This is a genomic window from Bradyrhizobium sp. ERR14 (assembly GCF_014198235.1).
Lineage (GTDB): Bacteria > Pseudomonadota > Alphaproteobacteria > Rhizobiales > Xanthobacteraceae > Bradyrhizobium.
In genome coordinates this window covers 1-13,536 of sequence record NZ_JACIHD010000027.1, presented here as the reverse complement: position 1 = coordinate 13,536, position 13,536 = coordinate 1, and the positions used below count along the sequence as shown (strand labels likewise).

At 64.7% G+C, this 13,536-nt stretch carries 14 protein-coding genes; 9 read left to right on the top strand and 5 right to left on the bottom strand.

Going from position 1 to position 13,536, the window contains the following annotated elements; translation table 11 throughout:
* The first annotated feature begins 82 nt into the window (after positions 1-82).
* Positions 83-544, top strand: coding sequence for an NUDIX domain-containing protein (locus GGD62_RS36630; RefSeq protein WP_183713405.1), 462 nt, complete (start codon positions 83-85; stop codon positions 542-544).
* 21 nt (positions 545-565) lie between these two features.
* Here GGD62_RS36630 and GGD62_RS36625 read toward each other — a convergent pair whose 3' ends face one another.
* Complete coding sequence (locus tag GGD62_RS36625) at positions 566-1,549, bottom strand: tripartite tricarboxylate transporter substrate binding protein (protein WP_018322680.1); 984 nt, start codon at positions 1,547-1,549, stop codon at positions 566-568.
* A gap of 451 nt (positions 1,550-2,000) precedes the next feature.
* On the opposite strand from GGD62_RS36625, the gene GGD62_RS36620 reads away from it, so the two are divergent.
* The 4 genes from GGD62_RS36620 (at position 2,001) to GGD62_RS36605 (ending at position 4,027) form a co-directional block, all read left to right on the top strand.
* Complete coding sequence (locus GGD62_RS36620) at positions 2,001-2,648, top strand: hypothetical protein (protein ID WP_026202792.1); 648 nt, start codon at positions 2,001-2,003, stop codon at positions 2,646-2,648.
* Positions 2,645-2,941 carry an HGGxSTG domain-containing protein gene (locus tag GGD62_RS36615; RefSeq protein WP_183713335.1) on the top strand — a complete coding sequence of 99 codons (297 nt, stop codon included), beginning with the start codon at positions 2,645-2,647 and terminating at the stop codon, positions 2,939-2,941. The genes GGD62_RS36620 and GGD62_RS36615 overlap by 4 nt, the downstream gene beginning before the upstream one ends.
* Before the next feature lie 134 nt (positions 2,942-3,075).
* A complete protein-coding gene (locus GGD62_RS36610) occupies positions 3,076-3,516 on the top strand; it encodes a CBS domain-containing protein (protein WP_183713332.1) in 441 nt (146 codons plus the stop codon).
* A 142-nt stretch (positions 3,517-3,658) separates the two neighbouring features.
* Positions 3,659-4,027, top strand: a complete 369-nt coding sequence (locus GGD62_RS36605; protein ID WP_183713330.1) for an avidin/streptavidin family protein — start codon at positions 3,659-3,661, stop codon at positions 4,025-4,027.
* 117 nt (positions 4,028-4,144) lie between these two features.
* On the opposite strand, the gene GGD62_RS36600 is transcribed toward GGD62_RS36605, so the two are convergent.
* The 3 genes from GGD62_RS36600 to GGD62_RS36590 all read right to left on the bottom strand — a co-directional run bounded on the left by GGD62_RS36600 (position 4,145) and on the right by GGD62_RS36590 (position 6,423).
* Positions 4,145-4,309: a hypothetical protein gene (locus tag GGD62_RS36600; protein WP_245283389.1), complete on the bottom strand. Its 165-nt coding sequence runs from the start codon at positions 4,307-4,309 to the stop codon at positions 4,145-4,147.
* 196 nt (positions 4,310-4,505) lie between these two features.
* Positions 4,506-4,733: a DUF3606 domain-containing protein gene (locus GGD62_RS36595; protein ID WP_183238712.1), complete on the bottom strand. Its 228-nt coding sequence runs from the start codon at positions 4,731-4,733 to the stop codon at positions 4,506-4,508.
* A 271-nt stretch (positions 4,734-5,004) separates the two neighbouring features.
* Positions 5,005-6,423: a TAXI family TRAP transporter solute-binding subunit gene (locus GGD62_RS36590; RefSeq protein WP_183713327.1), complete on the bottom strand. Its 1,419-nt coding sequence runs from the start codon at positions 6,421-6,423 to the stop codon at positions 5,005-5,007.
* A gap of 287 nt (positions 6,424-6,710) precedes the next feature.
* Here GGD62_RS36590 and GGD62_RS36585 point away from each other — a divergent pair, with 287 nt between their 5' ends.
* Both GGD62_RS36585 and GGD62_RS36580 read left to right on the top strand, forming a co-directional pair.
* Positions 6,711-8,231, top strand: a complete 1,521-nt coding sequence (locus tag GGD62_RS36585; RefSeq protein WP_183713324.1) for a CYTH and CHAD domain-containing protein — start codon at positions 6,711-6,713, stop codon at positions 8,229-8,231.
* Positions 8,232-8,457: 226 nt separating this feature from the next.
* Complete coding sequence (locus tag GGD62_RS36580) at positions 8,458-9,708, top strand: MFS transporter (RefSeq protein ID WP_183713321.1); 1,251 nt, start codon at positions 8,458-8,460, stop codon at positions 9,706-9,708.
* A 54-nt stretch (positions 9,709-9,762) separates the two neighbouring features.
* On the opposite strand, the gene GGD62_RS36575 is transcribed toward GGD62_RS36580, so the two are convergent.
* A complete protein-coding gene (locus tag GGD62_RS36575; protein ID WP_183713318.1) occupies positions 9,763-10,650 on the bottom strand; it encodes an outer membrane protein in 888 nt (295 codons plus the stop codon).
* 230 nt (positions 10,651-10,880) lie between these two features.
* Between GGD62_RS36575 and GGD62_RS36570 the strand changes: the two genes are divergently transcribed.
* Together GGD62_RS36570 and GGD62_RS36565 are read left to right on the top strand one after the other, a co-directional pair.
* The gene (locus GGD62_RS36570; RefSeq protein ID WP_183713315.1) at positions 10,881-12,074 is read left to right on the top strand and encodes a M20/M25/M40 family metallo-hydrolase; all 1,194 of its coding nucleotides are present in this window, start codon (positions 10,881-10,883) and stop codon (positions 12,072-12,074) included.
* Positions 12,075-12,245: 171 nt separating this feature from the next.
* Positions 12,246-13,334: a mandelate racemase/muconate lactonizing enzyme family protein gene (locus tag GGD62_RS36565; protein WP_183713312.1), complete on the top strand. Its 1,089-nt coding sequence runs from the start codon at positions 12,246-12,248 to the stop codon at positions 13,332-13,334.
* Positions 13,335-13,536: the final 202 nt, after the last annotated feature.

Below are 13,536 nucleotides of genomic sequence, written 5' to 3'. Positions count from 1 at the left end.
ACGTTGGCTACTAACCTGCGCTAAAACGGCCGGTTCCACTTTTTCCCGAGACAAAGCGGACCGCTTCTGCACGGAACCTGCGATGCCATCGAAGAGTGCGGGGATCATTGCCTATCGCAAACGCCGGGCGATCGAGATCCTCCTCGTTCATCCCGGCGGGCCGTTCTGGCGCAACAAGGATCTCGGCGCGTGGTCGATCCCCAAGGGCGAATATGCGGACAAAGACGATGCGGAGGCGACCGCGCGACGGGAATTTTCCGAGGAGCTGGGATTAGAGATGTCCGTGCCGCTGGTCTCGCTTGGCGAGGCCAAGCAGCGCGGCGGCAAGGTCGTCACGGCGTTCGCCGCCGAGCTCGATATCGATGTGCGCAGCATCCGCAGCAACACGTTCGAGATGGAATGGCCGCCGCGCAGCGGCAAACGGCAAGTCTTCCCGGAAGTCGACCGTGCCGAATGGTTCACGCTCGAGGAGGCGCAAGAGAAGATCAACGCAGGACAACGCCCGCTGCTCGATCGGCTGGCGCAGCTGGCCGGCGGTGAATAGCGATGGAAGCAGGTGCGCTTCCTACTCCGCCTTGATGTCCGCGGCAGCGACGACCTCGGCGAGCTCCTTCGTCTCCTTCGCGATCTTCGCGGCGTACTCGGCCGGGGTCAGCACGCTGACGACCCCCTGCGAGCCGAGCTTCTCCGCGACCGCCGGATCCTTGGCGGCCGCGACAATTTCCCGGTGCAGCGTCTCCAGGATCGGCGCCGGCGTCGGCTTTGGCATGAAGAAGCCGACCCAGAACGAGATGTCGAAACCGGGATAGCCGGCTTCCGCGACGGTCGGCACATCGGGCAACGCCGGCAGCCGCTCGGCCGACGACACCGCGAGCGCGCGCAACTTGCCGGCCTTGACCAGCGGCACAGCGGAGAGCGGATCGAACACCGCCAGCACCTCCTGGGCGAGGATGCCGACCTCGGCGGCCGAACCGCCGCGATAAGGCACGTGGATCAGCTTGATGCCGGCCTTCTGGCTCAGCAGCTCCATGGCGAGATGGGCAAGGTTGCCGTTGCCGCCCGAACCGTAGGCCAGCGCGCCGGGTGCCGCCTTCGCCGCGGCGACGAGATCGGCGACGGTCTTGATATTAGCCGTCTTTGGATTCTCCGGATTGACCACCAGCACCAGCGGCGCCGACACGACGGTGGTCAGCGGCGCGAAGTCCTTTTCCGGATCGTAGCGGATATCCTTGAATAGCGTCTTGTTGAGCGTGATGGTGGACGAGTTGCAGGCGAGCATGGTGTAGCCGTCGCCTTCCGCATGGGCGACGCCTTCGGCCGCGATCATGCCGTTGGCGCCCGCGCGGTTCTCGACCACGAAGGGCTGCCCGAGCTTGTTGCCCAGGCGATCGCCGACGATGCGCGCGACGACGTCGACCGGCCCGCCGGCGCTGAAGCCGACCATGACCTTGACCGGCCGCACCGGATATTTCTGCGCCATGGCCTCCGTCGACAGTACAGACGCACACAATCCGGCGACGACGGCGAGCAGGCGGGCGGTTCGTTGCATTGGTTCTCTCCCCAGACATCAGCAGCGCCGCTTGTGCAGGCTTGTTGGTGCGACGCATGTGAAGATCATGAATAGCGGCCATCCCGGATTTCGCAATCGCGTTTGGTCGCCGGCATTCCGCCCCACGGCACGTGTGCATCGCCTGCAGACAAAAAATGCGAAAACAACCCCATGCACAGTAGACGGCCCCTGTCCGAACAAGGACTTACGCCAGGCAGAAACTTTCGGATGTTGCGAAATCGATTTTGACTCGTCGGGCAAAACAGGGGCATAATGCCATCATCGCGATCCGCGTGAGCAATCGGCCTCCACAGCCATGTGGGCCTCGCTTCGATCGCGAACAAGCCCAGCATCGACATTTGAATACGCAACCGCCGCACGGCAACTGAGAGGTCTTCTCGCACCGGAGAGGCCTGCTCGCGCGTGCCGTGGGCTCAAGGGAGACATCGACATGACAACAGCCATGACACGCAACAGCACGACGCCAGTCGTCAGGTACGGCAGCAGGCCCGCCCCGCGGGTCAAGCTCACCGGACAACGGATCGCAATTCAGCATCCCGACGCGGAGACCGGCGAGCACTTGCTGGGCGAGGCGCTCGGTGCCGTCGATCAAGACGCTCTGCATGGCATCCTCAAGCAGTTGATGAAAGCCAGCGTGATCCTGCAGAAGCCAGATGAGGACAATCTCGCCTTCATGATCTCGATGATGAAAAGCATCGCCCCGCGGGATTCCCTCGAAACCATGCTGACGGCGCAGATGGTGTCCGTCCACGTCGCGACCATGCGCTTTGCCTGCCGCCTCGCCTTCGCCGAAGGCATCCCGCAGCAGGAAGGCGTCGCCCGCACATTGACCCGGCTGGCTCGCACGTTCGCAGCCCAGATGGAGGCCCTCAACCGCCATCGCGGCAACGGTGAACGTCCGATCACGGTGCAGAATCTGTCGGTGCAGGACGGCGGCAGCGCGATCGTGGGGAATGTCACGCAACAGGCACATCTGATCGCTGCCGAGCCGGGCACCGCGACAGAGGCAGGGCTGGCCCCGCTCCGCGACGCCGGCGAACGCGACCGGACCGAGGCGTTGCGAGGCACCACCGCATGAGGGCCGGTCACATCCGCAACACGCGCGCGATGGCGGCGAGCCCGCGCTGCGGCGCCGACACACGCGGCGGGTTCGCCTGCCGCGCGCCGGCCATGCGCGGCAAGCTCCGCTGCCGTATGCACGGTGCCGCGCCCGGATCGGGCGCGCCACCTGGAAACCGCAATGCGCACAAGCATGGCGCCTTCACACAGGAGCGGATCGCGGAGCGAAGGGCGATCCGGGAACTGCTCGATGAGGCGGGAAAGCTGCTGGAGGAGATGGCGTCAGACGATCGGAGGGATCAAACCGCTTAGTCCAAAAGCCTGCCGTCAATGGACAATCATTGCCCTGCATCATGACTTCGGGAACTCGTCGCCATTTGCGACCTGTTCCTGAGGAACGACCGCCGGCGCATTTTGTTGGCGGCCTATCAGCGATGGAGATTTCCATGAGAGTCAGCGATGTCATGACTCCCGACGTGCAGCTTTGCACCCCACAGGACACCATCAAGGACGCAGCCGAGGCGATGGCGGCGCTCAATGTCGGCCTGCTGCCCGTGGCTGAATATGATCACCTTGTCGGTATGATCTCGGACCGCGATATCGCAACGCGAGGGGTCGCGATGGGCCTGGGGCCGGACGCGCCAGTGCGGAACGTCATGACCACAGACGTCAAATACTGCTACGAGGACCAGGACATCGAAGAGGTCACCCGTAACATGGCCGACATTCAGGTGCGGCGGCTGCCGGTGCTCAATCGAGACAAGCGGCTGGTCGGCATCATCGCGCTCGGCGATATCGCCGGGTGCAGGTCCGGCGACGGTGCGGCGAAGGCGCTGCACGGAATTTCGCGAGCAGGCGGACAGCACGCAGGCGCGATCTCCGGCTGAAGCAGGCCGTCGCGCCTTGGAATGCCGGCGTCCCGAGCCGTACGTAGGCCGCAGCCAACCGCAATCGGACTGTGTCACAAAGGAACTGCACAGGCCGCCCGGCTGCGCGCCGAGCCAAATCGACGAGCGTAGGAGAACCGACATGACCTGGGTCGGCGATTGGCGAAATCAATTCGGCTCCATCTTACGCATCACCGATGATGCGAACGGCCGCATCGAGGGGAATTTCGAGACCGCGCTCGACGACAGCGGCTTCTACGGCCAAGCAGTGCCCATCACCGGGTTTCATAAAGGCAATTGCATCGCCTTTGTCGCAGTGGGCTCGTCTGTGACGGGCGACCGCGCCGTCTCCTATACCGGATTGCTGCGTCACGGAAAGATGGAGACCGCCTGGTTCGTGATCGCAGACCAAGCGCTGAGCGCGTCCAGAGAGGGCGCCCCGGCGAAGCTCAAACCAGTAAACTGGTGGCGCGCCGTGACAACGAACGTCGATACGTTCGAACGAACCTGAAGCACGAGGAAGCGGGTCCCGTTGGTGCCATTGCCGCCCGTCCTTGGGCGCCCGTCCTTGCCGTCGACAATTGCGCGAGGCGTTCACCCCGCACATCACCGGTTGCCAGCCGAAAAGCTAGCGCGGCGCGCTTGTCGGATCGACTGGGGAAATCTGCAGCCCTGCCTCATCCAGCGCCTGGGCAATCTGCTTCGCCAGCAGCTTGGCCTCTTCGGTCCCGATCTGCGCGTCGGGATGTCCCTTGAAGAACGCGCAAATGGTCGTGGCGATGATGGTATTCACCTGGTGCAAATCATCCATTTGATGCACGCGAAGTTGCCAAATGCTTCACCCAGACAGGTGGCGCGTCGCGCTAGTAGAAAAGAAAGCGGTCAACGCAAGCCAAAGAATGACAGAATGGCCGCGATCACGACGACTAATCCTATGAGGTAAATCAGGCCGTTCATTGCAGTTCTCCTTTTCTATGGAATGACTGAATCTATCCGGGGAACGTGAGGCCACTCTTGGCGCTGCACTGCTCCACCGGTTCGAGCTTTTCGAGCTGAACTTCCTTCTCTATGGCCGTCAGAGAGTTGCCGATCTTTTCGACGATCCTGATCAGATCGGCATCGGAGATCTTGAGGCGCCTTCGAACGGACTTGACCTGCTTTGCGTCCGCAAGATCAAGCGTCGTGCGAATGACCCGTGGCGGCCTTGAGCACAGCATGAGCAGGTCTCCTTGCTAGAGTAAGAGCGATGATGTCCGTTTTGTTCCGATTCTTCCCGAACAGCGCCGGCACCGAATGATGGAATAAGCGAAACGGCGACGAGAGCGTCACGATCGACAGCAGGATGTGTGTCGGGGCGGAGAACTTCGACCGCGCCGGAAGCTCATGCACACAAGCAGAAGTTGATCCAGGCGGCTCCGCCCCTCGATCCGTTGGCATTTGCGGGCCGATGCGTCGCAGAGATCGACAGCGGCAGCTTCAGAGGGCGCCTCATCCTCGCGGCGCGCCCGCCGCGCCTCGAACGGTTTCGAAGTTGGCACGCTGCAGCGCGGCTCGTCTCTCCGCGATGGCGCTGCTCAACAGGCCGAGCACCAGACCGAATGCTGCGAGTTCCTCCTCTTCGATAGCGCCGTCGTCGTAGCATTCGAGCGTTTCAGCTATGATGGCGTCGGCCTCGCGCTGCAGAACCAGAAGCTCCTGGCTCGATCCCGCGGTTCGCGCGCTGGACACCATGGCCAGGATTCTCTTGCGATGGTCGTTGGTTTCCTCTCTTTCGTCGCGATTCAAATAGCGACGCAACCAGGCGGCGGCCGAGCCGATCCCGGAAAGAAGCAGCAGCCCGAACCAGAAGTAATCGCCGTATCGGTCGAGGAAGGTACGTTCGTTGCCGTCGATGACAGCCGCCGCTCCCCGATGCACCGGTAGCTCCGTGTCCTTGTCGACATCAGGCTTGATAATATGCGCAGCACCCGGGACCTGTCTTGCAATCGCCTGGCGAACGGCAAAGAGCTGGCGGAAAAAGGCGGCGACTGTCGTTTCAGGCAGGGACTTTCTCGCGACGATGAGGTGGCTGACGCTGACGGTTTCGACCTTGTCACCCGGCCAGGCCGGATCCGGCTTGAAGACGCTGGGCGGAATTTCCTCCGATTCATACCGCGGATGCTTCAGGGCGATCGCTTCCGATGTCTCGATGGCGAGAAATCTCGGCTCGCCGCGCAGGCGCGCCGTTGCAGCCACGGCATCGGACGTGATTTTGCTGTCGAGCGGCCCGACCGCCATGAAGGCATCGATGGTGAGATCGCGTGCCAGCTCCTCGGTCTGGTCCGTGCCGAAGTGTGTCACGACGACCTTGTCCGCCTCCACTCCGGAGGCGCTCAGGATGACGCGTAGCAATGCGGCATTTGCCGGGGTCCGGCCGATCACGCCGACGCGGCGCCCTGCGAGATCGGCGACCTCCTTGATTCTCGGCGAGGGCTTTCTTTTCGAGCTCTTGCCGGCGGCTCCAGACGGAGTCCACAGCACGACGAAGTTCTTGCGCACGACGGCGACGGTCTGTGCCTCGGCGGGCATGTCCAGATCGCCGCGGCCGACGGCAAGGTCGGCCTTGCCTGCCCCAAGCAGGGCGAGAGACTCCACCGCCCCGTCGGTTTTGACGGGAAGCAGCCTGACAGTACGGCTTTCGCTCGCGAAGGCATCGGCCATCGCCTGAATGACTTTGTCGTCATCGCTGCCGGGTGGTCCAACGGCGATCCGGAGGACGTCCGGCCGCAACGCATAATAGAGCGCGCCCGCTGCGGCGGCAAAAATGAGAAATCCAACGGCGAGGACCAACAGTAAGGAACTGCTTCTTCTCCGCTCGCGGCGGGCCGCTTCACTGGTCGTTTTACTCGGACTCTCGGACGAAGACATGGCCGCCGCCAACCGCAGATCGGGGTTCTCCCTGCTCCGCAGGATACCACGTTTTCCCGGGAACAATCTCTGGCTTCCGGCCTGGTCCGTACGCGCGAACGATGACGAGGATCGCAATTGCATTGGTTCGGCCCAGGGTGTCGCTTCAGTTCATGGCGTTGCCTTTCAATCGCGTGAAGTTTCCGTGCCTTTGCGGCTCCCGCAGCGGCGTGCGGGTCGAAAAGCTGGCGGGCCCGGAACTTCCCGAGCCGGCACCGCTTTGAATTCAGCAAACGAAAGAATTCGCCATGGCCTCCGAAACGGAACTTAAATTCCGCGTTGCGCCGCGAAAATTGTCGTCAGTGTTGCGGACGGGCGGTTTGAGTGGGCGGCGCGGCGACCAGTCCGAGCAGTCGCTCGTGTCGACCTACTACGATACGACCAAGCACAAGCTCAGGCGCCATGGCCTGACGCTGCGCGTCCGCAAGATCGAGGGGCGCTACGTGCAGACCGTGAAAGCCGGCGGCACGGATGGCGTGAAGCGGGGCGAATGGGAGCACGAGGTTTCCGGTGCACGTCCCGACCTGAATAAGACGGGACACACGCCGCTCCGGGATCTTGCGACTCGAAAGCTTCCTCGCAAGCTGAAGCCGGTCTTCCAGACCGACATTCATCGCCTGGCGCAGGCGCGACGCGTCCGGAAGAGCCAGATCGAACTGGCGGTCGACCGTGGCCGCATCAGCGCCGGTCACCGGTCGCGGCCCGTCGCCGAGTTGGAGCTGGAACTGAAGTCCGGGCATGTCGCGGACCTGTTCCGCCTTGCCCGCGATCTCGAACGCAAAACCGGGGCGGAGCTCGATCTGCGTTCGAAATCCGAGCGCGGCTACCTGCTCGTCGCCGGCAGTGGCGGCGGCGCACAGCACGCCGAGCCGATCGCGCTGGAGGACGGACTCTCACCGCGCGAGGCGTTCCGCGTCATCGCACATTCGACGTTGCGTCAGGTCACCGCGAACGCCGATCCGGTGCGTGAGATGGACGCCGAAGGGGTTCATCAGATGCGGGTCGGCTTGCGGCGTCTGCGTGCGGCCATCTCGCTGTTCGCTGATATCCTTCCGCGGGCGAGCACCGCGCGGATCAAGGCCGAGCTGAAATGGCTCACGAGCGAGCTGGCGCCGGCGCGTGAAATCGACGTATTCCTGAATGAGAGCATCCGGCCGATCACCGAACGGGACGTGCCGCGACGCGGCGCCCGCGCGATCCGCAAGAGGTTCTCCCGGCAACGGGTGGCGGCATTCGAGCGGGCACGCGATGCGGTCATGTCGGCGCCTTACCGCCGCCTGCTGATCGACGTGATCGAGTGGATCGGAGGCGGACGGCCTCACGGCGATGATGACCGTTCGATCGCCGCTTACGCCGCGGCGTTGCTCGACCGGCGCATCAGGAAGGCGCGAAAGGAGGGCAAGCGCCTGCACGACCTGGATCCGATGCGGCGCCACAAGCTGCGGATCAAGATCAAGAAGATCCGCTACGCCGTCGATTTCTTCGAAAGCCTCTACGCTGATCGCGACCGCAAGGAGCTTGCAGCCCTGTCCGACCGCCTGAAGCAGATTCAATCCGCGCTCGGATCGCTGAACGACTTCATGGCGCACCGCGAGCTGGCAACGGAGGCGGCGCTGACGGCGCCACCTGCGCACCGCCGCGCCCAGGCTTTCGCATCGGGCGTCGTCGTCGGCCAGGAACGCGAGGCCGCTGACGGCCTGATGAAGGACGCAACGAAGGAGCTGAGCAGGTTGCGCCGGCTGCGCGCGATGCCGAGTGCGCGAGCGTAGGAGGGCCGGCATGGCAACTGACATCGCTTGGGTCGGCAACTGGCGAAATCAGTTCGGCTCCATCTTGCCCATCACTGACGATGCGAACCGTCGGCTGCCTGTATCTCGTCCTTCCGCGCGCTGATCCCGAGACGCCACAATCCGGAATGAGGGGGTCGCGCTGCCGCCATTGGCGCCCGCCTCGTCATCATGTACGCCCATCCAAACCTTCCGGGACGGGACGCTCATGGCCACCACCGACGACGCGGGTACCGCCACCCGCACGCTGATCTTTGCACTTCTCGCGCTCGCCTGCGGCCATATGCTCTCGACCTTGTTGCGCACTATTCCCGCCGTCAGCCTCGACCTCATGGCCGCGGATTTCCACATCGAGCCGCAAGCCCTCGCCAGCCTCACCTCGATCTATCCTTTCGCCTTTGCCGCAGCGCAGATCCCGGTCGGCGCGGCGATGGATCGCTTCGGCGTGCGGCCGGTGTCGCTGAGCCTGCTCGCGGGGACCGTATTCGGCGCGGTGGCGTCGGGCTTTGCCACGGGGGCTGCGAGCTTTGCGGTCGGGCAGTTCATGCTGGGCGTTGCCACGTCCGGCATGCTGATGTGCCCGATGACGCTGGCGGCCAAGCAATTGTCGACGGGCCGCTTCGGGCTGTGGTCGGGCGCGATCCTCTCGATCGGCAATATCGGCATGCTGCTGTCGTCGAGCCCGCTCGCTTTCGTGGTCGATGCTTACGGCTGGCGCGCCGGGTTCTGGATGTCCGCCGCTGGCGGCGTTGCAGTCGCGCTCGCCGTGTTCGCGCTGGTGCCGCAGCAGCCGGCCGAGCACAAGGACGATTCCTCGCCGCTGGCGCAGATGATCGAGGTGCTCAGGCTCGGCTTCTCGCGTCCGTTGCGCGGGCTGATCGCGCTCGCGCTGGTGTCGCTGGCAACCTCGCTGGTGCTGCGCGGCCTGTGGGGCGGACCGTGGCTGATGGACGTCAAGGGCTTGTCGCGGGTCGAGGCCGGCAATCAGCTCGGCGCGTTCACGCTGGCGATGATCGCGGGGCCCCTGTGCATCGGCATGATCGACCGCAGGCTTGGCCGCCGCCGCGCGCTGGTGGCAGGCTCGCATATGGCCGGGGCGGTGCTGCTGGCGCTGATGGCGCTCGGGGCGCCGCATTACCCCGTGTCCGTTCTGTTCGGCGCGCCCGTGATGCCGACGCAATACGACCTCGTTCTGTTTGTGCTGATCGGCCTTGCGACCTCCGCCCAGCCGCTGCTGTTCGGCATGTCGCGGCAGCTGGTCGACGCGCAGACTACGGGCAAGGCGCTGGCGGCCGTGAACCTCGCCTTCTTCCTCGGCGCGGCGCTGGTGCAGTCGGTGACCGGCGCGGTGGCGGCGCTCGCGGGATTGCCGGCGGTGCTGCTGTTCATGGCAGCAATGCTGGCAATCGGCGTGCTGGTCTTCCTGGCCTATACGCTGCCGCTTCGCGGGACCGGCTGAGCGCTTCGCTCAACCCCATCCTTGTACGCTCTCAGAGTATCCCCGCGACCAAGCTCAGTACTTGGCGACCACCGGCCCGCCGAAGCGATAATTGACCCTGAGGGTCGCTTGCTCGACGGTCAGCCGCGAGCTTGACGTCCCCGTCGCGAAAACGCCGCCGAACCCATCGGGAACGGTGAAGGCGACGCTGCGGCGACCGAAGTCGGTGTAGCGATATTCGCCGGCCAGGCTCCAGTTCGGGGTGAACGCCCACTCGATGCCTCCGCCGACGGTCCAGCCCCAGCGCGTGGTCGAGCCGTTCGTTGCCGTGAACGTTCCCGCCGGAATGCCGATGCCAGGGCCGTTGACAACGGTGGTCCTGGAACCGCCGATCTCGGCGACGGCGGCGCCGCCGGTGACGTAGAACAGTGCACGGTCCACCGTGACGCCGGCGCGGCCGCGGAAGGTGGCCATCCAGTCGATATGACCGAAATCGACCGTCACGGTCTGCGTCACCGGCGGCGCAAATGTCGGGGCGCCGAAGGTGCGCGAAGCGCTGCCGCTACTGCCGTTCAAGCCAGTGCCGACCGCGTCGGCTTCCACGCCGAGCACGAACTGCTGGACCTGCCAATTGTATCCGATCTGGCCGCCGCCGATGACACCGCTGTGGCGGCCGTCACCGGGAATGATGCCCCTCTGTTCGGGAACAATCGTCAGTACGGGTGCGACCGGGGGCGGCACGCCGAAAGCGGGAAACAGCGGTCCGAAATCGCTGTCACCGCTGCCGGGAGTCCAGGCGCCGCCGACATTGGCGCCGACATAGAAGCCGGTCCAGCTGAAGATCTGCGCAGCGACCGGCACGGGTCTCGCCTTGACCGCCATATCCGCGGCATTTGCCGCCACGACACCGAACAATAAGGCACTTCCGGCAATGGCCGCGATCCGCATCGTCGTCCCCAGCATTTCGGCAAATATCGGCGCGCCGCGGCGCCACGAAACATCCTGAAGTTAGAAGCGAATCGCAGCCGACGCTGTCACCTGACAGCAACAACCGGACACATTGTGTTCGCGCGACGCTGCGGGACCATGCGCGCATGGCAACGCAGCGCCGTCCCTCATGCGTCGAGCCCGCCTTGCACAACGGCGCGCTGCAAGGGATGCTGACAAGCATCGCGCATCAAGGGAATGAACTCATGCCTGTCGACACCAAAGCCGCCACCGACCGCCTCATGCGCTTCCTCGCCGTCGAGGGCGTGACCGGACAGGAGGCGGCGATCGGGCGTGAGATCACCGCCGCATTGAAGGAGAGCGGCGTAGCGGCGAAGGCGATCCGGCTCGACGATGCCAACACGCGTATTCCCGTGCCGACCGAGACCGGCAACCTGATCGTCGACCTGCCCGGCCGCGGCGCGCTGCACAACCAGCCGCGCATCATGTTCATGACCCATATGGACACCGTGCCGCTGTGTGCTGGGGCCAAGCCGAAACAGTCCGGGCGCAAGATCGTCAACCAGGCGAAGACCGCGCTCGGCGGCGACAACCGCTGCGGCTGCGGCGTGCTGGTGACGCTGGCGGCCGAGCTCGAGAAGCACAAGCTCGACCATCCGCCGATCACGCTGTTGTTCTGCGTGCGCGAGGAGAGCGGGCTCTACGGCGCCCGCCACGTCAAGCTGGACGAGCTCGGCTCGCCGGTGATGGCTTTCAATTATGACGGCGGCTCGGCCTCCAACGTCGTGATCGGCGCGGTCGGCGCCGACCGCTGGACCGTCGAGATCATGGGGCGCGCCTCGCATGCCGGCGTCGCGCCGGAGCGCGGCATCTCCTCGACCATGATCATGGCGCTCGCTCTTGCAGATGTGAAGGCCGGCGGCTGGTTCGGCAAGGTGGTGAAGGGCAAGCGGCAAGGCACCAGCAATGTCGGTCCCGTCACCGGCGGCGAGGGCCGCCCCGCGGGCGATGCCACCAATGTCGTCACCGACTACGTGCATGTCCGCGGCGAAAGCCGCAGCCATGACGGAAAGTTCTTCAAGGAGATCACCAAGGCCTACAAGGCCGCGTTCGAGAAGGCGGCCAAGAAGGTGACGAACGCGCAAGGCAAGTCCGGCAAGGTCAAGTTCAAGGCCGAGACCGACTATTATCCGTTCCGCATGAAGGACAGCCAGCCCGTCATCAAGCGCGCGGTCGAGGCCGTATCCGCGGTCGGCGGCACGCCGAACGTCCGCACCGCCAATGGCGGCCTGGATGCCAACTGGATGGTCCGTCACGGCATTCCGACGGTGACCTTCGGCGCCGGCCAGAACGAGGCACACACCATCGACGAATGGATCAATCTCGACGAATACGACCGTGCGTGTGCGCTGGCCGTGCAGCTTGCGACGATGCGGTGAGGCAAGGATGTAGGGTGGGTTAGCTAGCGGCTGCGCAAAGCGCAGTCCGCTGGCGTAACCCACCTCTTTACTTTCCGCGCCGACAGAAGTGGTGGGTTACGCCGAGCACATGCGCTTTGCGCATTTGCTCGGCTAACCCACCTACGAAACAAAAACAAGAAGGGAGGCCACATGCCGCACATCGCAAATATCGAGACCGGGCTCTACCGGATCCCCCTCCCCGTCACGCTCTCCGACTCCACCCATGGCGAGATCGCGGCGTTCGAGCTGATCACCTGCCGCATCCGCGATGCCGACGGCGCCGAGGGCGTCGGCTACACTTACACGGTCGGGCGCAATGGCGGCGCTGTCGCCGACATCCTCAAGCGCGAGATCCCCGCGCTGATCGAAGGACGCGAGGCCAACGACACCGAGGCGATCTGGCATCACGTCTGGTGGGCGCTGCATTATGGCGGCCGTGGCGGGCCGGTGGTGCTAGCGCTCTCCGCGCTCGACATCGCGCTGTGGGATTTGAAGGCGCGGCGCGCCAAGCTGCCGCTGTACCAATTGCTCGGTGGGTTCGACGCGCGCGTCCCGTGCTATGCCGGCGGCATCGACCTCGATCTCTCCGTGGAGGCGCTGCTCAGGCAGACCGACGGCAATCTCGCCAAGGGCTTTCGCGCCATCAAGATGAAGGTCGGCCGGCCCGATCTCAAATCCGACGTCGCGAAAGTCTCCGCGATGCGACAACACCTCGGCGACGGTTTTCCGCTGATGGTCGACGCCAACATGAAATGGACGGTCGAAGAGGCGATCCGCGCGGCGCGCGCCTTCGTTCCCTACGACCTCACCTGGCTCGAGGAGCCGATTATCCCCGACGACGTCGCCGGCCACGCGCGCATCTTGCAAGCAGGCGGCGTGCCGATCGCGGCGGGCGAGAATTTGCGCTCGCTGTGGGAGTTCAAGAGCTACATCGCCAGTGGCGCGGTGTCCTATCCCGAGCCTGACGTCACCAATTGCGGCGGCGTTTCGGCCTTCATGAAGATCGCGCGGCTGGCGGAAGCGTTCAACCTGCCCGTCACTAGCCACGGCGCCCACGACATTACCGTTCACTTGCTCGCGGCCTGCCCGAACCGATCCTATCTGGAGGCGCACGGGTTCGGGCTGGACAAATATATCGAGCATCCGCTGGTGCTGCAGGAGGGCAAGGCGCTGGCGCCGGACCGGCCCGGGCACGGCATCAGCTTCGACTGGTCGGGGCTGGCGAAGCTGGCGCCTTAGACTCGGTGTCCTAACCTCTCCCGCTTGCGGGAGAGGTCGCGCCGAAGGGCGCGGGTGAGGGCTTTCTCCTCGTCGGGAATCCCACCGCGGAGGCACCCCCACCCCGACCCTCCCCCGCAAGCGCAGGGCTATCGCATATGGCTGAGGGTGGCCAAGAGGAATGCGTTGTCCCAGCCAGCGCGCTTGATTTTACGCCGGAGGG

Bases quoted from the DNA above. Each gene is read 5' to 3' on its own strand.
- GGD62_RS36630 (WP_183713405.1), top strand. From the start codon at position 83: ATGCCATCGAAGAGTGCGGGGATCATTGCCTATCGCAAACGCCGGGCG.
- GGD62_RS36625 (WP_018322680.1), bottom strand. From the start codon at position 1,549: ATGCAACGAACCGCCCGCCTGCTCGCCGTCGTCGCCGGATTGTGTGCG.
- GGD62_RS36620 (WP_026202792.1), top strand. From the start codon at position 2,001: ATGACAACAGCCATGACACGCAACAGCACGACGCCAGTCGTCAGGTAC.
- GGD62_RS36615 (WP_183713335.1), top strand. From the start codon at position 2,645: ATGAGGGCCGGTCACATCCGCAACACGCGCGCGATGGCGGCGAGCCCG.
- GGD62_RS36610 (WP_183713332.1), top strand. From the start codon at position 3,076: ATGAGAGTCAGCGATGTCATGACTCCCGACGTGCAGCTTTGCACCCCA.
- GGD62_RS36605 (WP_183713330.1), top strand. From the start codon at position 3,659: ATGACCTGGGTCGGCGATTGGCGAAATCAATTCGGCTCCATCTTACGC.
- GGD62_RS36595 (WP_183238712.1), bottom strand. From the start codon at position 4,733: ATGCTGTGCTCAAGGCCGCCACGGGTCATTCGCACGACGCTTGATCTT.
- GGD62_RS36590 (WP_183713327.1), bottom strand. From the start codon at position 6,423: ATGTCTTCGTCCGAGAGTCCGAGTAAAACGACCAGTGAAGCGGCCCGC.
- GGD62_RS36585 (WP_183713324.1), top strand. From the start codon at position 6,711: ATGGCCTCCGAAACGGAACTTAAATTCCGCGTTGCGCCGCGAAAATTG.
- GGD62_RS36580 (WP_183713321.1), top strand. From the start codon at position 8,458: ATGGCCACCACCGACGACGCGGGTACCGCCACCCGCACGCTGATCTTT.
- GGD62_RS36575 (WP_183713318.1), bottom strand. From the start codon at position 10,650: ATGCTGGGGACGACGATGCGGATCGCGGCCATTGCCGGAAGTGCCTTA.
- GGD62_RS36570 (WP_183713315.1), top strand. From the start codon at position 10,881: ATGCCTGTCGACACCAAAGCCGCCACCGACCGCCTCATGCGCTTCCTC.
- GGD62_RS36565 (WP_183713312.1), top strand. From the start codon at position 12,246: ATGCCGCACATCGCAAATATCGAGACCGGGCTCTACCGGATCCCCCTC.